Below are 21,120 nucleotides of genomic sequence, written 5' to 3' on the forward strand. Positions count from 1 at the left end.
TCACGCTCGCAACTCTTTCGGCATATTTAAAGCACGAAGGGTGGGCACCGAACCAATGATGTACGTTCACTCAAGAAGTTCTGCCCAAAAATTATTTTACTATCGCAATATTTATCAATTGGGTTATAATAAGGAAAAGAACATTTTGCGGTACAGCAAATAGATGGAGGCATACAATGAAGCGTTCAAGTGGCGTATTATTACATATCTCTTCTTTGCCAAATGATTTCGGAATCGGGAGCTTTGGCCAATCAGCTTATGACTTTGTCGACTTCCTTGTAGAAAGCGAACAAAGTTACTGGCAAATTCTTCCTTTGACCACTACGAGTTACGGCGACTCCCCTTACCAATCTTTCTCAGCTTTTGCAGGAAATACACATTTTATCGACTTTGAATTATTGGCCGAAGCGGGCTTACTCGAAAAGGCGGATTATGAGAATATCCCCTTTAGCCAGAATCCTGAATCCGTTGACTATGCCCGAATTTTCAATTTAAGGCGTCCAGTCTTGGAGAAAGCGGTACAGCGCTTTATTGAGCGAGGGGACTTCAGTGACTATGAAACCTTCCATCAGGAGAACCACGACTGGTTGGAGCCTTTCGTTGAATATATGACCGTTAAAGAGGACCATGAATTAAAACCCTGGTATGAGTGGCCTGAAGCTTTACGCTACCGTCATCATGATGCCCTTGAAGTATATCACCGGGACTATCAACCACAATTAAATTACCACCGGGTAACCCAATATTTCTTCGCCAAACAGTGGCAAGCATTGAAGAACTATGCCAATCGCAAGAAAATCCAAATTATTGGCGACTTGCCGATTTATGTCGCTCGTGATAGTGTCGAGATGTGGACCCAGCCCGAATTATTCAAAGTTGACGAGACGAAAACGCCGACCAATATTGCTGGCACACCGCCAGATAACTTTACGGAAGATGGCCAATTCTGGGGTAACCCAATTTACGATTGGAACTATATGGCCGAGCAGGAGTATGCTTGGTGGAAGCACAGAATTGTAGAAAGCTTCAAGCTCTATGATGTCTTGCGTTTCGATCATTTCCGTGGCTTTGAATCATACTGGGATGTCCCTTATGGCGCTGAAACGGCCGCTGAAGGAGATTGGACTAAAGGTCCAGGGCTAAGTTTCTTCCAGAATATCGAAGCGAGTCTCGGTGAACTATCGATTATTGCAGAAGATTTAGGCTTTATGACCGATGCCGTCATTGAAATGCGTGAAGCAACCGGTTATCCAGGTATGAAGATTCTACAATTTGGCTTCACCGGCAAAGGCGACAGCTTAGATTTACCACATCACTATAAGGAAAATACCGTTGCCTATGTTGGAACACATGATAATGAAACAGCCCTCGGCTGGTATAAGGACTCCGCCTCACCAGAACAGCGCAAACAATTGCGTAAGTATTTGAATTTGAGTTTAACCGATAATATCCCTGCAGCCATGAACCGGGCGATTGCCGCCTCGGTCAGTCGTTTAGCCATATATACCATGCAAGATTTGCTAGGCTTGGATAATCGTGCCCGGATGAACGAACCGTCAACCCTTGGCCATAACTGGCAATGGCGCATGACGGCAGATGCCATCGATGATGAGCTGACAGAACGACTCAAAGACATGACTGAGACCTTCTTCCGCCAACGCACAGAAGCTGAAATCTTTGATGAAGCAGAAGTGGCCGAGGAATATATGCCGGATTAGGAGGATATAGCTCGCCAAGGAATGTGTCCCAATAGCCTCAAGAAGAAGGCTCCCATTACAAATAGGGTGTACTTAAGCTAAGCTTAGGTACACCCTATTGTATACAATCTATGCTGAAAAGAATCTCCCCTGAAATACGGTCATATCATCGTACTGTAATACTTACATTAATTGAGGCCTATAATTTTGGGCGAGTTTAGATTGGTGTTACTTTACGTTAAAACTAGCGCCCGCTCCTCTTTTGAGCCAAAAGGCCTTAAAGAAATAAAAGCCATCGCAAAAGTAGAGAAATTATGCAAGAAGGCAATGGTATTGCTTGAAAGTAAATTGACAAGCCCTGCTCCAATGAGGCCCCCATTAAAGCCTAGAATAAAGGCTTGTGATTTACGTAATCGCTCGGTTAATTGCCGGCTTAGGGCAATCAGCGTAAACATATCGGTTAAGCGGTCCGAATAGATAATAATATCACTCACTTGGCGCGCTAAATCAGAAGTCTCTTTCAAGACAAGGCCGATATCTGCTAATGACAAGGCGGCGGAATCATTAATGCCATCGCCAATCATTGCTACCCGGTGTCCTGCTTCTTGCTCTTGTTGGATGACCGCATACTTTTCTTCCGGTAAGACTTCTGCGTACACTTCATCGAATTGAATACCAATTTGCTTGGCGAAAGCTTCAGCTCGATTAGCTTGATCTCCGGTTAGGAGAATGATGCGTTTGCCTAAGGCTTGGAGTCCTGCCAAGGTTTCTTGAGCATCCGGGCGAACTAGGGCATCAATGCAGAAGATGCCGATTAGCTGGTTGTCGTAAGCTAAGTAGAGCAAGTTATAGTCCGTCTCATAGGCGTCAATCACCTTTTGGGCAGCTGGGCTTAGGGCTACTTGCTCGTCATCTACAATGAAGTGCTTGCTGCCAATGACCACGCGCTTGCCATCAATACTCGATTCAATCCCATGAGCTACAATATAATTTATATCGTTGTGCATTTCTTCATGTTCAATATTGCGTTCCTCTGCCAGTCTTACCATGGCATCAGCAATTGGGTGATAGAAATGCTCTTCTAAACATGCCCCAATCCGAATGACTTCATCTTGTTCATAGCCATTCAAAGGTACAACCTTGGCGACCTCAGGTAGCGAGGTCGTCAATGTACCGGTCTTGTCGAAGACAAAGGTATCGATAGCATCGAAATTCTCGATAAATTTGCTCCCTTTAATGACGACGCCTTCATCAGCGGCGTCCTTCATCGCCGTAAGGTAATTCAAGGGGCCAATAAGTCTTAAAGCACAAGAGAAGTCCACTAAGAGGAAGCTCAAGGCTTTCTCAATATTGCGCGTCAATGCGTAAGTTAAACCCAGTCCCAGGAAGTTGAACTTCACAAGGCGATTGGCTGTAACTTCTAACAGCTTCTCGTCTGAAGATTTTAAGCTTTCAGATTGGGTAATTAAGTCCACCAATTTCGCAATAGCTGTCTCACTTTGCACCCGGGTCACTTGAATATGTAACTCCCCTTCTTCCAGAACAGTATTAGCGTAAACTTCATCCCCCACATGCTTGTGCACCGGGAAGGCTTCACCGGTTAAACTCGCTTCATTAATAGCTCCATTCCCCTTTTGAATGAGGCCATCAAATGGTAGTAAATGGCCTTTATACACTTGAATAATGTCGCCTGCTTTCACCGTATCGGCGGCCACTTCAACAAATTCATCAGCCTCTTGCTTCCAAACCCGGTCAATGGATAAAGCTAAGCTGTCTTTCAAATGATGGTAAGACGCACGTAAGGTATTTGCTTCCAATTGATCACTCAAGGTTAAGAGAAAGTGGATCGAGCTGGCGGTTTCAAACTCTCCGCGAAGCAGGGATACCGTAATGGCGGTTGCATCAAGCACTTCAACCGTTAAGGCTCCTTGACGCAAGTCTTGGTATGCTTTCGTTAAATACTTAGCTCCTGCATATAACATATTCAGATAACGCAAGGGCTGGGGCACAAGTGTCTTGTAGAAGAGGCGATTGACGACCGCTCGGCGAATAGTTTCATAAGCCGTTTGAGGGGGCTCTTCAACTTCTGTTTGGTAAGCCTCGCGAATCGCGTCCTTATCCAACTGCTTAAAATAAAGCAGGAGGGCCTCGGTCTGATGCGGCTTGAAATAAACCACAAGGGTGCGGGTAGTAGAATACCACTGGAGGCGATTTATATGTAATTGTTCTCGTAATTCTCTTTCAATATGTGCCCGCACCGATGCTGTTAAGGGAATATCTAAACGCAAGCGCAGACGCCCCGGGGTACGGTGCAGAATATTGACCATAGAATTAAGGGCTTGACCTCTCTGCATAAGCTTAAACTTCTTCAGCTTCGCCTAAGAGTTCCAAGGCTTCTGCTTCTTTCTTGGCTTCATAAATAGCCTGAGCATCCGCTAGTACATCTTCACCTTGCTGCTTAACATGGTCAATTGAAGCTTCGATTTCATCCCGTGCTTCATAGCCTTTAGCAATAACGTTTGCGTATAAACGCTTAGCGTCTTTACCTGTTAAGACTTTTAAGCCAAGGGTACCAAACAATACACCGCCTAGAAAAGGCTTAGATTTTCTCGCTACTTTAACGACTTTTTCAAATTTATCCATACTGATTCACTCTTTCTAATAATATTTTTAACTTTCGACCTTGTATTATAGCAAGGCGTTCATTCATCGTCAAGCCTGCAATGCCCCCTTTCTTACGCCTTTATTAGCCTCAGCTAAATTATACCATATTTCTTAATAAGCTTCCTTAAAGAACACTCAACGAGCTACCCTAAGACAGCTCGTTGCTGCAAATAACGCTTACTTATAGCCACCCGGTTGAACTTTCTGCAAGATGACACCCGTCAGTGGCTCTAGACTAAGCTGACTTTGGGAAATTTTCACACCTTGAGGGGCGCTAATACCTGAAGCTTTAACTTGCCTTTGATCGGCAAGAATACGTGAACCAGTCAAGTCTTGCTTAAAGGTAAATTGGCGACGCCGTTCATCTGCATTAACTACAATGATGTAAGTCGCTTGAGCATCTTTAATTTCGTAGGCAATTGCTAAATCAGCCAGGGCAATTTCAGGCAAATACAAAGCTTGAACAGCCTGGTCCACTTCTAGTAAAGTCCCTAAATGAAAGGCTGGTGTTGCCCGCCTCAAATGAATCAAACCACGGGTATACTGGTAGGTCTGATACTCGATAGGATAAGCCTCAGAATCTAGCACTTTCTGCCATTCAAACATATTTATTGCATCAGAAGAAACATAGGAATCGTCAATAAAATACGGATAGTCGAAAGGCTTACCCTGAGAATCTCGCACCAGAATTGAACGATGTGGCTTGCATTCGTTGGCTACCTCTGTTTTATAAGCAGGATGTTTAAATTGCTTGGTCCGGCCGTATTCTTGACCTGAGTGCATAAAGGCAATCCCTTGGGACGTCATAAGCAATAAATTCCCCAGACGAATCCTTTGGTGTATTTCTTCCTTCGCTTTGTCAGGATCTTTCTGGATAGAGTAGGCGATGACATCGTGCAAGGTCATATTGTCATGCGCTTCGATGTATTGAACAACATCACCAGGATCATCTGCAATAAAATTCGACGGTTGGGCTTTAATGTTCTGGAAGAGTTTTTGGACATCGGTCGGCCCTTTGGTCAAGAAGTAAGGATAACCTTCACTCCCGAAACCACCTTTGAGAATGTTGCGGTATTCATCAGAGAAGGAAGATACGTCGTTGGTTAACTTCATCCATTGTTGATTGGCTGGACGGACATTCGGTTCAGCCTCATCTCCTACATAAGTATCCCAGCCTTCACCCAACATAAGCGTATTGGGATTTAACTTACTCACCTCATCATAGGCAAGTTGCACCGTTTCAGCGTCCAAATCCCCCATCATATCAAAGCGAAAGCCATCTACTTTATACGTCTGCGTCAAATATACTAAAGAATCAATAACCAAGCGTCGGGTCATAAAATGGGTGGTCCCCAACCGGCCCCCACCGAAATTAGTCCGAGCTGTCCCGTCATTATTCATGAAGTGATAGTAATGTGGTTCTAAATTCTCCAAGACATACAAGCCACCTGTGTGATTGTAGACAACATCGAGAATTACCCCCATCCCCTGCCCATGAATTGCATGAACCAAAGCTTTAAACTCTTCAATCCGACAATATGGATCCAATGGATTAGAATTATACATCCCTGTCAAGGCGAAATAATGATGCGGATCATAACCCCAATTATATTTCCCGCAATTTGAGTCGTAAGTTAACGTCCGTTCCACAGCACGCAGCTCATTAACGTTCAAAAAATTCATCACCGGCAGTAACTGGATATGGGTCACGCCCAAATCCTTTAAATAAGGCAAGCGCTCAGCAAAGGCCTTAAAAGTCCCGAAGTTCGCCTCTAAGGCCCCATCAATAGATGGATCGCTGGAGAAATCGCGGACATGGGTTTCATAAATAATAGCATCTTCTCGCTTGGTATAACCGGGAATCTCGGCATAATCCAACGGCACATCAACCTTAGCCGGATCAACAATAGCCGCTTTACCAATGTATGCATCCGATGCTTTGCCGTCCCAGGCTGCCATAGACTTCGCATAAGGATCCAAAGCCAATCGACTGCGCTTACCTTCATAAATACGGTAGTGGTAGAAATAGCCGTCTAAGGAGGCAAGGCCCGTATTGAGTTTATTTAACTCGATGTGCCAAACACCCCGCTCACCTCGAGTCATCTTAAGGGTCGCAAGCTCATGATATTGGTCATATTTATTATATAAATGCACTTCTACAAGTGTCGCCGACGGCGCCCACACACGCAAAATAGCTCGCCCATCTTCCAACAACTCAGGTCCTAGCGGACCCTCATAGGCGAAGTTGTGATCTTTCTCTCTCCAAGTCATTTTGTTGGTTTGTTTTCTTGGCATATTCTCTGTCCTTTTCTAAGCTTTCATTTTTTCATCCAAATATAGTATAATCGAATTAAATTCATTTATCGACAGAAAGGGGTACCTTATGATCGATCAGTTGTTAAATATTCAAACAACACAGAAACGAGACTGGCCGATTCATATACGCCATAAATACAGTCGCCTTGAGCCAACTGCTTATCCAGCGCTTAAGCAGCTGGAGAAATTGCTAGAATTTGACGAAACGTCCCATTGGGTAGACATTGGTTGTGGTTCGGGTCGGACCCTCTTCTACTTCAATCACTTTGCCCAAATTGAAGCAACCGGTATTGAATTGCACCCGGTGACCTTCCAAGAATTAACAGACAATTTAGACCGATACCAGCAAGCCCACCCGGACAAGCCGCCCATCCATCTCATTCAAGCTGATGCTACGAAAACCCGCTGGCAAGATAGCTACACGCATTTATATTTTTTCAATCCTTTTAGCTTACCAATACTGAAACGGGTCTTACAGGCAATTCAAGCGAATTATCGCCAAAGCTCACGGGATACTTACCTCATCTTCTATTACGTCCTCCCAGAAATCGAACGTTTCCTTTCCCAGCATACGCAGTTAGAACTTGTCTATTCAGTTCCTTATCAGCATGCCATCGATGCAGCAGACCGCTTTATGATTTACCGAATTTAGGTTGCATACTACACTGGAAACTCCCTTGATTGATTTCTTTTAGAATATCAACCAGGGGAGTTTCATCTATGAGTAGATCACTCATCTATTGTACCATCACGCATACCAAAGTAATTTTCTAACGCTTGAATTTGCTCTTCTAAACTATGACCAATATCTGTCTCAGCAACTTTGACCCGGTGGTCACGAATATGAACCATCTTCTGCTCAGGCAAAATCTCACGCATATGCTTGATAGCATCAGCCTTAGACGTAAATGGATGGTGGGCAGCTAAGTACACTTCGTGTGAATTATCCACCAGGGTATAACCAGCGATACCGGTTACTTTCTGATAAGCCTTGGATAAACCACCATCAATGACCAGCATCTTGCCATTTGCCTTAATCGGATTCTCCCCTTCCATCGCTTTGACCGGGGTGTGGCCATTAATAATATAGCCCGACTCATCCAGCTCAAAAGCTTGCAGAATACTGCGACAGAAATCCTCATCTTTACGTAATTGGTAGTAAATATTCTGCACCTCTTTATGCAAGGCCTTATCTTTAATAAAGTAGCGCTCGAACGTCCGCATATTATCCTTCCCGAAAAGCGTGGACACTTCACCGCACCATAAATACCATACCAAGTCATCCCATTTCGTATCATGTTCCCGACGGAAATCATACGCATTTAACAGGGCCGTGTGATAGAAAGTCATCAAGGAACGCCCTTCATAATTTTGCCCTTCAAAGGTAAACTGTTTGAACGTGCCATCGTCATTACATGGAATACAACCATGGTAGAGAAGATTCCCGTTATAAACCGAATATAACTCGCCTTCGCGAACGAGAAAATCCATATGCTCACCTAAGCGTTCAGACCGTTGGAACTGATTCAGAAGATCCATAATGACTAGCTCTTCGCCAAGGGTCAACTCATAAGGCGCTTCGGGGTCGACTAATTGGAAGCAACCATTGTGAAGCGGATACGATTGGCCTTCAATAACAATGCTTTGTCGGTCCTCGCTTAAACAGTGAAGCAACTTACGATTCTGCATATCGAAATCTGGTTGACGGTCAATAAGTTGTCCTTCGAGTTTGAACTGAATAATGGAGATTGCCTGATGCATTTTGGCGATTCTTATTTGCTCGGCTTCAGACAGCTTTCCTTTCTCGAGGCCCCGTGGACGAAAGGCTGAATTATCTTCATAATATTTCTCCGCATATTTCTCTAAACGGGATAGTTCAATCCCATAACCATCTTCTAAGAGCGATAAATGGCCGTAACGCAGGGAAATCCGAAGTACAACGGCCAAGCAAGCCAAGGAACCACTGTAAGCCCCTATCCAAATAATATCATGGTTGCCCAATTGAATATCGATGGACGGTACTTCCATTAACTTATCCATAATTGCATCAGGCTGAGGTCCGCGGTCATAAATATCGCCCAGCACATGTAAGTGATCCACCACAAAGCGTTGAATTAAATACGCCAAGGTTACCGCAAAGTGATAAGCGAGATTTAAATCAATAATTGTCTGGTAAATCGCATTGAAGTAGTCCTGTTTATTATCCACTTCGTCATATTGGTATAATAACTCCTCCATAACATAAGCATATTCACTCGGTAAAGCCTTACGAACCTTGGACCGGGTGTATTTGCTGGAGACGTGCCGGGTAACGCGCACAAGCTGATTAAGTAGAATTAGCCATTCATCGGCCTTCTTTGCTTTACCGTCTAACATTTCTTCCGGATAATAAATGGTATAGCATAATTTCCGTTGATCATCCTCGGTCAACTCCCCATTAAAGATACTCGCTACTTTAATGCGAATAATCCCTGAACAGTTCCTTAGAATATGATCAAACGCCTCAAACTCACCATGTAAATCACTAATAAAATGTTCAGTAGCTTTAGGCAACTGCTGAATGGACTTCAAATTTATAATTTCAGTAAGTACTTCTGATTCTCTCATATCACGCATCATAATCCCTCCAGGCACCTTTTTATAGTATTATACTAGAATTAAAACGGTTTCGAAAGCTTAACCTAACCTAAATAATCGCATTTCATACATGTTGCCCTTACAAGCCCACCTGTACAAAAAACAAGGACTCCCTTCAAGCCCTTGTCATATACTGCGTTACTTACTCCTCTTCAATCGTTGGATCGCGCCAGAATAAAGTATTCAAATCCGTTTCCAATTCCCAGGCCAACTTCAAGCAAATCTCAAGCGAAGGGTTATATTTGCCTGTTTCGATTAAACTTAAGGTTTGCCGAGCAATTTGTACTTGATCTGCCAACTCCTTCTGCGACAACTCATGCTGTTTGCGATATTGTTTGACTCGGTTCATTAATACCCCCCATTCACACTGTATTCTTTGAAATATATCGATACTCATATGTAATATACCCCATATTCTCTAAAATTTCAATTAGAACGCTTTGTGATTCAGTCCATAAGAATGCACAAAATTTAATTTTTATTGGGCTTTTTCAATCAAACATTATAAGAACAAGCTTCATACCAATCATCGAAGCCCTAATTACATCCTAAATATATTGCCCACTAACTTTTATGTTGCTTTATCATTAAAAAAAGGTTAGAACGTAAAAAGATGTTTTCCATGTTGAACATAATGGATTTATTTACATACATTTAAGAGTGATACCATGACTATCGAATTTGATTTACTAGCCACTACCGCGATTGGTTGTGTTATCGCACTGATTGGTCGTTATTTCAACCGTCATATACGTGTCCTTAGAGAATGGGCCATTCCAGCCCCTGTCTTCAGTGGGTTACTTTTCGCCATCCTAGCCTTTCTTTTAAATTCCACGGTAGGGCTCAGCTTCAAATGGGATAAGACGCTTTCAGATTTCTTAATGAATATCTTCTTTACCTGTATGGGATTCAGTTTTAGCCTGAAGAATTTACGTGAAGGCCGTCTTTATATTGTGCCTACTTTGTCACAATTACTGCCATCGTCTTTATCCAAGGCTTTATTGGGATTGGTGTCGCCAATCTATTCGACCTAAACCCGCTCGTAGGGGTTAATGCCACAGCCGGAGCGCATGTCTGTGGACCTGGCACCTCTGCTGCATTCGGAGAAATATATGAAGTCCTCGGTGCCATTGGTGCCTCAGAGGCGGGGATTGCTTCAGCAACCGCTGGACTCGCCTTAGGTTCCTTGACAGGCGGACCCGTTGCCTCGCTCATTATTCGATGCCATAAACTTAAAGCCGATCCAACCGAAGAAACGTTTCGCAATGATGATACATCACACGTTAAACTGAATAAGGACCGGGTCTTCCGCTCTTTAGCTTTAATTATCATCACTGGAGCTTTAGGTATTCCCATCCAAGCCTTATTGAAGATGATCCCAATGATTGAAGTACCTTACTTCATCGGCATGCCCTTCTCCGGGGCAATTGTTCGCAACGTAATGGAAGCATTTAACATGACTTTCTTTGAAGAGGAAATCAGCATGATAGAAAGCATCAGCTTGGAAATCTTCCTCTCCATTACCATTATGACCTTGGATTTCGCGACAATCCTTCACTTAGTTGGACCGATTATCATTATGATTGTTCTCGACTTAGTAGCGACATTAGCTTTCGCAGCCTTTGTCTGCTTCCCAGCATACGGCAAGGATTACGATGCAGCGGTCATGACAGCCGGCTTTATCGGAACAGCCATGGGCTCAGGTACCAACGCCATTGCCAATCAACAGTCGGTCATGAACGAATTCGGCTATTCCCACAAAGCTTAGGTCATCTTCCCAGCCTTATCTGTTATCGCAGTAGATATTGCTAACCCGCTCTTCATGTCCATTATCCCACAATATTTATAATGCTAGATGCTTAAAAGCCACGCTGCCTCTTTTGGATAGCGTGGCTTTAATTATTCATATATTCAAGCGATTATTCCCACTCTTCTTTTCCAAATGTACAGTATATCCCAAATCGTTCAAAACACTAGATTCTATTTTTTCTAATATCACTAAGTCCACCTAATTATAGGACATTTTCAAATTTTTAGTCCCGTCCAAGTCCCAGTACCGGAGAAATATTTTTTTGCAAATTTGCAGTATTTACTCATTTAAATAAGTTTTAAATGCTCTAAGATAAATACATAAGAAAATAAGTCTTATTGATAGGAGGTTTATAAATGAATGTAATTGAAGTGAAAAACATGAGTAAAAATTTTAAAAACAAGAAGCTTTTTAATAATTTTTCTCTAGAAATTGAAGCTAATACAGTCCATGCCTTTGTTGGTCCTAATGGATCTGGCAAGACTTCTCTGCTTAGGATACTCACTGGTCTTTATGAAGAAGATGGTGGCGAAGTTAAGATTAAGGGAAGTCATGCAATGTTACTTGAAAATGACTATTTGTATGAAGATAAGACAGGACTTGAAAATATTAAATTATACGGTTTATATTTCGGCTATTGTTTAGATTCTTATCAAAAATATTCTGACTTGTTAGAAATTACAAATGATCTAGGTAGAAATGTTTCGACATATTCTAAGGGTATGAAGAGAAAATTATCTTTGTTAATTATTGTAATGATGAATAGAGAGATAATATTTTTAGATGAGGTAACTAGTGGGGTAGACCCAATCTCAAGAGTCGAGATAAGAAAGCTTATTAAGCTTCTAAAAGATGAGGGTAAAACAATAGTAATTACAAGTCATGATCTTTCTGAAATTGAAAAAGTAGCCGATAAAGTATCTATGATAAAATCAGGAGAGCTGCTTTTTACGAAGAATATAGACGAAATTCAAGAAGAAAGCTTAGAAGATTTATTTATAGAGGAAGGTACAAAATGAATGATAAGATGAATATTAATAGGGCTTGTCGCTACTATTTAAGAAAAGATAAAGATTTTATTTCGAGTTTATTATTATTTACTTTGATTTCTCTAGGCTTTATTTTTTTACTGTATAAGGGAATGTTTGATTCTAGAGGAAATGATTATATTGTATTGATGCTATATGTACTAATGCTTGGAATTTCAATTCTTATGTCTAATCTTATGGTTGTCAATTTAACAGTCAAGGATAAACTAAATAAACGTATTGAATTTATCCTAGGGTCAGGAATTAATATAAAAGATGTGATTAAAGCATATGCAATAGAAATGTGGAGACTATCTTCTATTGTTCCATTTTTATTATTTTTGCTAACTTATGTCCTAGTAGACTTTAAAATTGAATTTAAGTGGATTGTGGGAATGTTTGTGACAATGATAGGAATGACCTATTTTGAAATCCTATTTTTTAACCTTATAAGTTTATCCCAAAAAAACTTTAAGTTTTTCAAAAATATTGTTTTCTTTGGAACAACAATTTTAATTTACATGATAGGCACATTTTCAGGAAAGATTCTATCATTAATAGAAAAATATAACCTAAACCTTATTTATATCATTTTAGGAATAAATATAGGATTAGGATTAATCTTTGCAATATTTTCTATGAAAGATTTATCTAAGATGAATAATGAATCTGTAATTAATAAAGAAGGGTCATGGTCATGATCTTAGTAATTAACGATTTAAGAAAGCTTTTAGATAAAAATGCCGCACTTATGTCTATTATGGCACTTATCTGCTCATTTATGGCTTTGTTTTTTGGCGATGGAGGAAGTCAAGAAATAAATAAGGTCATCGATATAGTTAAAATTGATGGGATTTTAATACTTTTTGTAATGTTTGGAGTGGAACTTGCTAAAAACACCTTGGTATCAGATAAGATTAGCAAAAAGCTTGAATTTTTCCTTGCAAATGGACTTTCTATAAAAAAAATTCTAGCCAAATATTTGTTTAGTATTTATTTTGCAACTTTGATAATAGTCCTTCCAAGCCTTATATTAAACCTAGTTAAACTTGATCTAAGCTTAACCATTGGTATAAACTTAATCACATCAAGTTTTCTTTACACTCTAATAATAGTTTTTGTAATTCTTAATACTAGAAACATGAATAAAGTAAATTCTCTCCAAATTCGTTTGATAGGACTATCCTTAGTAGTCATGATAAGTTCTTACCTAGTATATAATTTTACAAATTCCTTGCCTGGCTACTTGATAACTAAGCTTTTGTTTTTAGGATCAGTAATTATAATTTTGGGTATAAATACCAATAAAGAAAGGATTGTAGTTAGCTACTATTGAGATATGTATAAGAAATTAGAAAAAATTGTAATCAGCCATTTAATGATAATTTTACTTTGGGGTCTTCTTTTTAAAAACAAGATGTTAGTAAAAGAAGGCCCGATTTTAAATGCAGTTTCTCTTATTTTATTTTTCACCTTGTATGGACTTATATACACAGAAATTTCAAATAAAAAAATACCTCAAAGATTTTCTGTTTTGGTAATTTTCACATCATTATTACCATTAAGTTTGATTTTAATAAATGATTTACCTTATAAGGTCGCCCTTTTTCTTATAAGTCTTATCTCAACAAGCCTATTTATTAAAAGATACTTAATTTTAGAGAATATAAAATATATAGATATATTGCCAATATCAAGAAAATCCACCCAAATATTTACTATTAGACTTGTATTTTTTATTTTTGCAGTGATTTATTTATTTGATATAGATACGGTAATAATAAATATATTTATCCAAATAATTTTCCTTATTACAGAATTTTTCTTTATCCTATTTTTAAAGGAAAAAGAATTATCTTTTGAGAAAACTTTCAAACTTTATTACCTGTCAGATTATATGGCAAGCGAAAGGGATGAATTTGCAAGAATTATCCATGATGATATTATCCAAGATATATTTGCAAGTAAAAATTTTCTGTCGTCAAAAAATCCTGATATAGAATATACTAAAAACATTCTAAGGGAACTTGAGAAAAAAGCAAGAAATATAATGAAATTCTATCAGTCATCTTTATTTGAAAAAGCAAACTTAGAAACATCTCTCTCAGCAATATTTGATAATGTAAGTTCACTATATCCAGATAAAAATATCGAAATAAAAAAGCTTATCGAGTCTGATCTAACAGAAGATAAAAGATTAATTAGGTTGATTTCAATAATATCAAAAGAACTTATAAATAATGTATATAAACACTCAGATGCGACCTATTTAAACTATAAATTATATAGGAAGGAAAGTCTTATAGTTATAGAAATGGATAGTGATGGAGCAAGCCTTTCTGATTTAAATAAAATTAGGGAATCTAAAAGAGGAGTCTTGCTACTTAATCTATTAATAGATTCAAATGTAGGAAATATTTCTTATAGCTTAAATAAGGATATATTATCTACAAGAGTTTGCTTGGAGGTGGGAAGAGATGAAAATTATTTTGTTAGATGATCATAAAATATTTGGGGAGTCTCTTAAGATGCTTTTAGAAGAGCAAGATGAAATATCATGTGTTTATGTATCGAAAGGTCAAGATTTTCTAAAAATGATAGAAAAAGATGCCTATGATATTTTCTTAATTGACATAAATTTAAAAGATGATAAGACAGGCCTTGATCTAATTAGAGATTTGATAGAAGATAATCCCAAACAAAAGATAATAGTCTTAACCTCTTATGATTTAGATAATTACAAGGATATGGCTTTTAAGTTAGGAGTTAAAGATTTTATAAATAAGTCTGTAGAAATTGAAGAGCTTTTAGAAAGAATAATAAATGTATATAAAGGAAAATTCAAGAAAATAGACAAGCACATCTCAGATCCCTTAACCAAAAGGGAGATAGAAGTATTAAAAGAGCTAATAAAGGGTGAGAGTAAAAAGAATATTGCGGCTAAGCTTTTTATTAGCGAGAGAACCCTTTATAACCATATAGCAAATTTATACGATAAATTAAGGGCTAAAAATATTGTTGAAGCCTATAATAAGGCTATGGAACTTGGCTATATCGATCCAGTCATGTAAAATTTATAGATTAAAAATATTTGGAGATTAGAATATTCTATCTCCAATTTTTTTGTAAACTTTGCAGTATTTACTCATGTAAAATGAAAATCAAGAGTATAGAATAAAAATATAAAGGAGATTATATTTTATGATTTATGAAAACCCTCATAGATATAAAAACGGAGATTAAACATCTTGTTAACTTATTATAATCGTAGAAATAAAAAGAAAGAAGCCAAGTTCATAATCCTGTGTAAAATACTATACAATGTTTCACCGGTCTCTCATTGATCAAACTTAATATATTTTCTTGTAAAACTGAGCCATTCGTCATGAAGGTCCATAAGGACAGCTCCAATTAATCGATTGGCAGACGTTCGGTTGGGAAAAATCCGAATAATCTTTTCTCTTCTGCGAACTTCCTGGTTCAGTCGTTCAAGAAGGTTGGTGCTTTTTAGCCGATTGTGACCATTTCCGATAACCGTGTATTGAAAGGCATCTTTGAAGCCATTATCCAATGTTTCGCAAGCTTTTGTATATTTAGACTGGTCGATATATTCACGGACTAAGGCATTCTTAGCTGTTCGAGCGAGTTCAGTATCCGTAAACTTAAAAATCGCTTTTACTGCTTCTCTAAACGGTTTTGAATTCTTTTTTGGAATAGAACTGAAGATGTTTCTTAAAAAATAGACCTGGCATCTCTGCCAACTTGCGTTGGTATATGACTTACGAATTGCAGACACTAGGCCTTTATGGGCAGCAGAAATGATGAGTTCTGTCCCCCTGTAGACCGCGTTCTTTTATGTATTCAAAGAAGATGGACCATGTGTCATCACTTTCTTCATTTTGGATCATGAAGAAAGTGATTTCACGATCACCACCTTCTGTTATCCCGATCGCAATATGGCAGCTTTTAGAAAGTACTCGATGGTCCTCACGGACTTTTATGTAGAGAACTGTTTGTTGTAATCTAAAAAGGGACCACCTTCGGGGTAAATTGCTATTCAAAAAGGGACCACTTGCCATGCCTTTCCATCTATAATAAACGTATTATAGATGGAGGTGCCAAGGAGTGATTCGTATCAATAAAGAATTCGAAGTGATTCACCGTTTTAGAAATGGGGAATCCATTAGGAAAATTAGCAGAGACATGGACATTGATAGAAAAACGATTCGAAGAATAAGGGATCGATACCAAGCAGGTATAGATGCTTTGGATGACGCTCAAAATGAGAAAGAAATCGAAGCAGCAACCGAACAATTAGTCTTAGAAAGAAAATATGATACTTCCAATCGGAAAAAAAGAACCTTTACACCAGAGGTGGAAGCTAGAATGAGCGAATTACTGGAAAAAGAAAGAGAAAAGGATCGAAGGCTAGGACCTCATAAACAAGCACTAACGGCTAAGGCTGTTTATGAAATCCTAGCAGAGGAAGGGTATGCGATTAAATACCGGACAGTCGCTCATTACTGGTCAAAAATGAAAGCGAAAGCTAAAGAGGCTTTTATCAAGCAAAATTATGCATTGGGTGCACGGGTGGAGTTCGATTTTGGAGAGGTCAAATTAGAAATTGAGGGCGTGGTTAAAACCTATTATCTCGCTGTGTGGGCTAGCCCTGCTTCAGATTATTACTGGGCTTACCTCTATACCAACCAGAAAAAAGCTGTCTTTCAGGATGCGCATGTGCGATTTTTTGAAAACCTGGGTGGGGTGTATGCGGAGCTTGTCTATGACAATATGAGAAATGTGGTCACTCGTTTTATTGGGCGTAATGAAAAGGAGCTAAACCCCCAACTCATCCAATTAGCCACTTATTATGGGTTTAATATTAATGTCACCAATTGCTTCAGTGGGAATGAGAAGGGAACAGTAGAGAGTCGTGTAAAGCATGTCAGACAAAACTGTTTCACCAAAAAATATCAATTTCAATCTTTAGATGAAGCTCGCCAGCATTTGGAAGAGTCCTTACGGACTTTGAATCAAGAGAGTCGTTTGGAAGAAGAAAAAGGCCACCTTCTTAAATACCGTCCTCCCTTTGAACTGGCAGAACTTTGTCAGCTCAGCGTCACAAAGTATGCCACGATTCATTATCAGAAGAATCAGTATTCTGTCCCTGACTACTTGGTAGGGAAGCGAGTTCAGATCAAGGCTTATGCCGATTATCTCGTGGTTTATGCCAATGAACAAGAAGTGGCCAGGCATAATAAAATAGAGGGTTCCCATGGGTTTCAGCTTGATATCAGTCACTATATCAAAACCCTCAAGAAGAAACCTGGTGCTCTGGAACACTCGCTGGTTCTTCAACAAACCCCCGGCTTGGAAACACTCTATCATAAATATTATAGCGGACACCCTAAAGAATTCATAGAACAACTTGAGAAATACCATAGCCTCAGTGGAGAGGCTTTGTGCCAGCAATTGGCCTATGATCAGTTGGTGCAACGTGTCACAACGGAAAATGAGGGTGTTCCTAAAAATCAGGAGGCGATTCTTCATCAGACAGAAGCAACGCTCCATCAATTAAATGCTCTCTATGGTTTGGAGGAAAGCTTATGTTAACAATCGCAGAAGCCGCTAATGAACTAAAACTTCCCTATCTGAAGGAAAATTACCAACACCTGCTCCTGGAATATACGAGTCGCGGACTGGATTTGGAAGAAGCCCTCACAGAGATATTGACAGAGGAGGTGGAACAACGTCGAAATCGAAGCTATCAAAGAAGGATTCGACAGGCCAAGTTTAGCCAAAAGAAGTACCTGATGGACTTTGACGAGAAAGTGTTTAAGGAAGGTGTTCGCCAACAACTACGCGAATTAAAGACCCTGAATTTTATTCAAGAGAAACAGAACGTCATTCTTATTGGCAACCCTGGAACAGGGAAGACGCATTTTAGCATTGGTCTTGGCATGGAGGCCTGTCTGCAGAATTATCATGTACAGTTCGTAAATGCCCCAAATCTTGTTATTGAATTAAGAGAGGCCGTCACGCAAAGTCAATTTTATCGCTTCAAACAGCGATTAAATAAGGTCGATCTCTTGATTGTCGATGAATTAGGTTATTTATCCTTTGATGAAGCCGGGGCTGAGCTTCTGTTTAATCTTCTTTCTAATCGGATGGGAAAGGGCTCTACAATGATTACGACGAACCTTACCTTTGATCGCTGGCAGGAATGCTTTAAAGACCCGACCTTAACGGGAGCCCTGGTGGATCGTTTAGCCTTTAAGGCGCATGTTGTGGACATGCGAGGGGAGAGTTATCGGATGAAGCAGACCAGTGCCTGGAAGGAGGCGCAAGCCAGCCAAAAGGAGGTATGAAGCGCTGAGACACTTTCTTCTTAACTAACTTTTCATAAATTAGCCTAAGCCGTTACATTGACCCAAAAGGTGGTCCCTTTTTCAACGGCAAGGTGGTCCCTTTTTCACTTGACATATACAAGAACATCAGTAATCAGATAAGGATAACTCGTACCTGAGAGTGAACGGTTCTGCCATTCGTTGACCATCGGGTCTAACTGCTCAGTCAGGCTAGAAACAAAAGATTTCGATACCGTTTTTCCACATAGCTCTTCAACAATCTTTGAAACTTTACGTGTCGAAACGCCTGAAACATACATCTCAAGCATTGAAGCGAGCAGTGCTTTTTTCATTTCGCTGATAACGCTCAAACACCGTCGGTGAAAATTCACCATCACGTGTTCTAGGCACTTTTAATTTGAGTGTGCCCACACGAGTCGTAAAGTCTCGCTCATAATAGCCATTTCTTTGACTCTGACGACTTTCTGAACGTTCATAGTCATCGGCTTGAATATATTCTGTTCGTTGATTTTCCATCAATTGGTTGAAAACAGTGGTCAAAATATTTTTAGAAACTTCATCTTTTACCGAATGTTCAATAATACTTTGAACCTCTTCGTTGTTCAGTGTGAAATGTATTTGGGTCATGTAACGTCCTCCTGGGTATGTTTTTGTGGTTAAAAACTTGTACCGTAAAAGGGCTGTTACATGGCCTTTTATCCTTTACACAATTATATGGACTTTATAGATTTTTTGTTTGTTTTATGTCACAAATGTATTATCTCCTAACATTTTACTTACCTCTTTTACAATAGCCATTAAAACATCTACCACAATAGAATTACCAGCCTACTTATAAAGTTTGTTTTAGGTGTAAATTTTTATTTTTGTATGTATTAAAAAGATCGTAGCTTGAAACTACGATCTAATTTTTTGTCCAAATGCAAACCACTTGGAACTATTATTCAATTTATTCTTTTTTTACAAATGTTCCCATTTTAATCCCAATTACAGTTTTTAATCCTCTGTAGCCATTGATTTTACAAGGTTTTTTTGTTTTTTGCGATTATTCCCACTCAATGGTTGCGGGTGGTTTACCTGTGACGTCATAGACCACGCGGTTAACGTGAGGTACCTCATTTACAATACGGGTACTAATTGTTTGAAGAACATCCCAAGGTAAACGGGCAAATTCACTGGTCATTCCATCTACCGATGTTACGGCACGAATGCCTAGCATATGGTCATACGTACGACCATCCCCCATAACACCTACACTGCGGACATTCGGCAAGACCGTAAAGTATTGCCATACATCACGTTCAAGACCGTTCTTAGCAATCTCTTCCCGCAGAATCGCATCTGATTCGCGTACGATTTCTACCTTCTCATCAGTAATCTCACCGAGAACACGAATACCCAAGCCTGGTCCTGGGAAAGGTTGGCGCCATACGATACTATCAGGCATACCTAGGGTCGTTCCCAATTGGCGAACTTCATCTTTGAATAGGGTATTCAATGGCTCAATCAATTCAAAGGTCATATCTTCCGGCAGACCTCCGACGTTATGATGGGATTTGATTGTTTGGGCGGTATCGGTCCCAGACTCAATCACATCCGTGTAAAGCGTACCTTGGGCAAGGAAGTCAATGCCGTCCAGTTTCTGAGCTTCATCATCGAAGACATAGACAAATTCGTTCCCAATAATCTTACGTTTCTCTTCAGGGTCTGATACACCAGCTAATTTACTGAAGAAGCGATCTTTGGCATCCACTAGAATAATATTTAGTCCAAATTCACCTAAGGCGTCCATTACTTGCTGGGCTTCGTTCTTACGCAATAAGCCGTGATCGACAAAGATACAGACAAGTTGGTCACCAATAGATTTCTGCAAGAGAACCCCTACCACACTGGAGTCTACCCCACCCGATAAGGCAAGTAATACTTTCCGGTCGCCTACTTGCTCACGGATTTTGGCAATTTCTAAATCGATAAAGTTCTCCATCGTCCAGTCTCCTGACGCATGGCAAATATCAAAGGCAAAATTACGTAACATGTCATTACCATGAATCGTATGTTGTACTTCAGGATGGAACTGAACACCGTAAATATTAGCTGCCGTATTCTCAAAAGCCGCCACAGGACATTGAGGATTCGATGCCGTTGTCTCAAAGCCAGCTGGCACTTGGGTAATTAAGTCCCCATGACTCATCAATACGCGCTCTTCAGCGTTTAAGCCAGCAAATAAGCCCGTCTCCTTATTCAATACCTCAATCGTTGATTGACCGTATTCCCGAGAATCAGCTGCCTTAACTTCCCCGCCAAATCTTTGGGTAATCAGTTGCATACCGTAGCACACACCAAGAACAGGAATACCCATCTCAAAGATAGCCTCATCAATACCGAAGGCATCCTCTGCATAGACACTATGAGGTCCACCTGAGAGAATCACGCCGATAACATTTCCTTCAGCTTTAATTTCCTCAGCGGTCATCTTATGCGACTTCAATTCACTAAACACACCAAATTCACGCAAACGACGTGTAATCAATTGGTTATATTGGCTCCCGTAATCGAGAACAATAATCTTCTCCATGCTTTCTAATTCTGACATTCTTTCA

At 39.7% G+C, this 21,120-nt stretch carries 17 protein-coding genes and 2 pseudogenes; 11 read left to right on the forward strand and 8 right to left on the reverse strand.

The features are described 5' to 3' along the window. The first annotated feature begins 80 nt into the window (after positions 1–80). Positions 81–1,718, forward strand: coding sequence for a 4-alpha-glucanotransferase (gene malQ, locus CL176_RS10695; protein WP_118991266.1), 1,638 nt, complete (start codon positions 81–83; stop codon positions 1,716–1,718). 212 nt (positions 1,719–1,930) lie between these two features. Here the strand turns inward: malQ and CL176_RS10700 are convergent, their stop codons facing one another. The 3 genes from CL176_RS10700 to CL176_RS10710 all read right to left on the reverse strand — a co-directional run bounded on the left by CL176_RS10700 (position 1,931) and on the right by CL176_RS10710 (position 6,656). Next, a complete protein-coding gene (locus tag CL176_RS10700) occupies positions 1,931–4,051 on the reverse strand; it encodes a heavy metal translocating P-type ATPase (RefSeq protein ID WP_118991267.1) in 2,121 nt (706 codons plus the stop codon). A gap of 4 nt (positions 4,052–4,055) precedes the next feature. Continuing rightward, on the reverse strand, positions 4,056–4,340 hold the full coding sequence (locus CL176_RS10705) for a DUF6110 family protein (RefSeq protein WP_118991268.1): 285 nt from the start codon (positions 4,338–4,340) through the stop codon (positions 4,056–4,058). A gap of 198 nt (positions 4,341–4,538) precedes the next feature. Then, positions 4,539–6,656: an alpha-amylase family glycosyl hydrolase gene (locus tag CL176_RS10710; protein WP_118991269.1), complete on the reverse strand. Its 2,118-nt coding sequence runs from the start codon at positions 6,654–6,656 to the stop codon at positions 4,539–4,541. A gap of 88 nt (positions 6,657–6,744) precedes the next feature. Here CL176_RS10710 and CL176_RS10715 point away from each other — a divergent pair, with 88 nt between their 5' ends. Then, positions 6,745–7,329 carry a class I SAM-dependent methyltransferase gene (locus CL176_RS10715; RefSeq protein WP_118991270.1) on the forward strand — a complete coding sequence of 195 codons (585 nt, stop codon included), beginning with the start codon at positions 6,745–6,747 and terminating at the stop codon, positions 7,327–7,329. 77 nt (positions 7,330–7,406) lie between these two features. Here the strand turns inward: CL176_RS10715 and CL176_RS10720 are convergent, their stop codons facing one another. Together CL176_RS10720 and CL176_RS10725 are read right to left on the reverse strand one after the other, a co-directional pair. Next, positions 7,407–9,293 (reverse strand): fructose-1,6-bisphosphatase, encoded by a 1,887-nt coding sequence (locus CL176_RS10720; RefSeq protein WP_118991271.1) that lies wholly within the window; start codon positions 9,291–9,293, stop codon positions 7,407–7,409. A gap of 163 nt (positions 9,294–9,456) precedes the next feature. Then, positions 9,457–9,663 (reverse strand): helix-turn-helix transcriptional regulator, encoded by a 207-nt coding sequence (locus CL176_RS10725; protein ID WP_118991272.1) that lies wholly within the window; start codon positions 9,661–9,663, stop codon positions 9,457–9,459. A 319-nt stretch (positions 9,664–9,982) separates the two neighbouring features. On the opposite strand from CL176_RS10725, the gene CL176_RS12890 reads away from it, so the two are divergent. The 7 genes from CL176_RS12890 to CL176_RS10760 all read left to right on the forward strand — a co-directional run bounded on the left by CL176_RS12890 (position 9,983) and on the right by CL176_RS10760 (position 15,223). Then, positions 9,983–10,348: a sodium/glutamate symporter gene (locus CL176_RS12890; RefSeq protein ID WP_118991273.1), complete on the forward strand. Its 366-nt coding sequence runs from the start codon at positions 9,983–9,985 to the stop codon at positions 10,346–10,348. After that, entirely contained in the window at positions 10,321–11,082 is a 762-nt protein-coding gene (locus CL176_RS10735; protein ID WP_276102296.1) for a sodium/glutamate symporter, read from the forward strand. Before CL176_RS12890 ends, CL176_RS10735 begins: the two co-directional genes overlap by 28 nt. A 398-nt stretch (positions 11,083–11,480) precedes the next feature. Continuing rightward, positions 11,481–12,143: an ABC transporter ATP-binding protein gene (locus CL176_RS10740; protein ID WP_118991275.1), complete on the forward strand. Its 663-nt coding sequence runs from the start codon at positions 11,481–11,483 to the stop codon at positions 12,141–12,143. Next, on the forward strand, positions 12,140–12,853 hold the full coding sequence (locus CL176_RS10745) for a beta-carotene 15,15'-monooxygenase (protein ID WP_118991276.1): 714 nt from the start codon (positions 12,140–12,142) through the stop codon (positions 12,851–12,853). The genes CL176_RS10740 and CL176_RS10745 overlap by 4 nt, the downstream gene beginning before the upstream one ends. Continuing rightward, positions 12,850–13,488 carry a hypothetical protein gene (locus tag CL176_RS10750; RefSeq protein ID WP_118991277.1) on the forward strand — a complete coding sequence of 213 codons (639 nt, stop codon included), beginning with the start codon at positions 12,850–12,852 and terminating at the stop codon, positions 13,486–13,488. Before CL176_RS10745 ends, CL176_RS10750 begins: the two co-directional genes overlap by 4 nt. A 3-nt stretch (positions 13,489–13,491) precedes the next feature. Next, a complete protein-coding gene (locus CL176_RS10755) occupies positions 13,492–14,652 on the forward strand; it encodes a sensor histidine kinase (RefSeq protein ID WP_118991278.1) in 1,161 nt (386 codons plus the stop codon). Further along, positions 14,630–15,223 carry a response regulator transcription factor gene (locus CL176_RS10760; protein ID WP_118991279.1) on the forward strand — a complete coding sequence of 198 codons (594 nt, stop codon included), beginning with the start codon at positions 14,630–14,632 and terminating at the stop codon, positions 15,221–15,223. The genes CL176_RS10755 and CL176_RS10760 overlap by 23 nt, the downstream gene beginning before the upstream one ends. 266 nt (positions 15,224–15,489) lie before the next feature. Here CL176_RS10760 and CL176_RS10765 read toward each other — a convergent pair. Further along, a pseudogene (locus CL176_RS10765) lies at positions 15,490–16,174 on the reverse strand (IS256 family transposase); the annotation flags it as partial. A 103-nt stretch (positions 16,175–16,277) separates the two neighbouring features. On the opposite strand from CL176_RS10765, the gene istA reads away from it, so the two are divergent. Together istA and istB are read left to right on the forward strand one after the other, a co-directional pair. Beyond that, positions 16,278–17,765 carry an IS21 family transposase gene (gene istA / locus CL176_RS10770; RefSeq protein ID WP_118989686.1) on the forward strand — a complete coding sequence of 496 codons (1,488 nt, stop codon included), beginning with the start codon at positions 16,278–16,280 and terminating at the stop codon, positions 17,763–17,765. Continuing rightward, positions 17,759–18,520 (forward strand): IS21-like element helper ATPase IstB, encoded by a 762-nt coding sequence (istB, locus tag CL176_RS10775; RefSeq protein ID WP_118989628.1) that lies wholly within the window; start codon positions 17,759–17,761, stop codon positions 18,518–18,520. The genes istA and istB overlap by 7 nt, the downstream gene beginning before the upstream one ends. 107 nt (positions 18,521–18,627) lie before the next feature. On the opposite strand, the pseudogene CL176_RS10780 reads toward istB, so the two are convergent. After that, positions 18,628–19,147, reverse strand: a pseudogene (locus CL176_RS10780) (IS256 family transposase); the annotation flags it as partial. 418 nt (positions 19,148–19,565) lie between these two features. Next, positions 19,566–21,113, reverse strand: a complete 1,548-nt coding sequence (guaA, locus tag CL176_RS10785; RefSeq protein ID WP_118991280.1) for a glutamine-hydrolyzing GMP synthase — start codon at positions 21,111–21,113, stop codon at positions 19,566–19,568. Positions 21,114–21,120 lie beyond the last annotated feature (7 nt).

Origin of the sequence: Suicoccus acidiformans (assembly GCF_003546865.1) — a bacterium.
Taxonomy (GTDB): domain Bacteria; phylum Bacillota; class Bacilli; order Lactobacillales; family Aerococcaceae; genus Suicoccus; species Suicoccus acidiformans.

What these genes read in the sequence shown, in the direction of transcription:
- CL176_RS10725 (WP_118991272.1), bottom strand. Translation starts at nt 9,663, where the DNA reads ATGAACCGAGTCAAACAATATCGCAAACAGCATGAGTTGTCGCAGAAG.
- CL176_RS12890 (WP_118991273.1), top strand. Translation starts at nt 9,983, where the DNA reads ATGACTATCGAATTTGATTTACTAGCCACTACCGCGATTGGTTGTGTT.
- istB (WP_118989628.1), top strand. Translation starts at nt 17,759, where the DNA reads ATGTTAACAATCGCAGAAGCCGCTAATGAACTAAAACTTCCCTATCTG.
- CL176_RS10750 (WP_118991277.1), top strand. Translation starts at nt 12,850, where the DNA reads ATGATCTTAGTAATTAACGATTTAAGAAAGCTTTTAGATAAAAATGCC.
- CL176_RS10710 (WP_118991269.1), bottom strand. Translation starts at nt 6,656, where the DNA reads ATGCCAAGAAAACAAACCAACAAAATGACTTGGAGAGAGAAAGATCAC.
- CL176_RS10760 (WP_118991279.1), top strand. Translation starts at nt 14,630, where the DNA reads ATGAAAATTATTTTGTTAGATGATCATAAAATATTTGGGGAGTCTCTT.
- CL176_RS10720 (WP_118991271.1), bottom strand. Translation starts at nt 9,293, where the DNA reads ATGCGTGATATGAGAGAATCAGAAGTACTTACTGAAATTATAAATTTG.
- CL176_RS10705 (WP_118991268.1), bottom strand. Translation starts at nt 4,340, where the DNA reads ATGGATAAATTTGAAAAAGTCGTTAAAGTAGCGAGAAAATCTAAGCCT.
- CL176_RS10755 (WP_118991278.1), top strand. Translation starts at nt 13,492, where the DNA reads ATGTATAAGAAATTAGAAAAAATTGTAATCAGCCATTTAATGATAATT.
- CL176_RS10740 (WP_118991275.1), top strand. Translation starts at nt 11,481, where the DNA reads ATGAATGTAATTGAAGTGAAAAACATGAGTAAAAATTTTAAAAACAAG.
- CL176_RS10700 (WP_118991267.1), bottom strand. Translation starts at nt 4,051, where the DNA reads ATGCAGAGAGGTCAAGCCCTTAATTCTATGGTCAATATTCTGCACCGT.
- CL176_RS10745 (WP_118991276.1), top strand. Translation starts at nt 12,140, where the DNA reads ATGAATGATAAGATGAATATTAATAGGGCTTGTCGCTACTATTTAAGA.
- CL176_RS10715 (WP_118991270.1), top strand. Translation starts at nt 6,745, where the DNA reads ATGATCGATCAGTTGTTAAATATTCAAACAACACAGAAACGAGACTGG.
- guaA (WP_118991280.1), bottom strand. Translation starts at nt 21,113, where the DNA reads ATGTCAGAATTAGAAAGCATGGAGAAGATTATTGTTCTCGATTACGGG.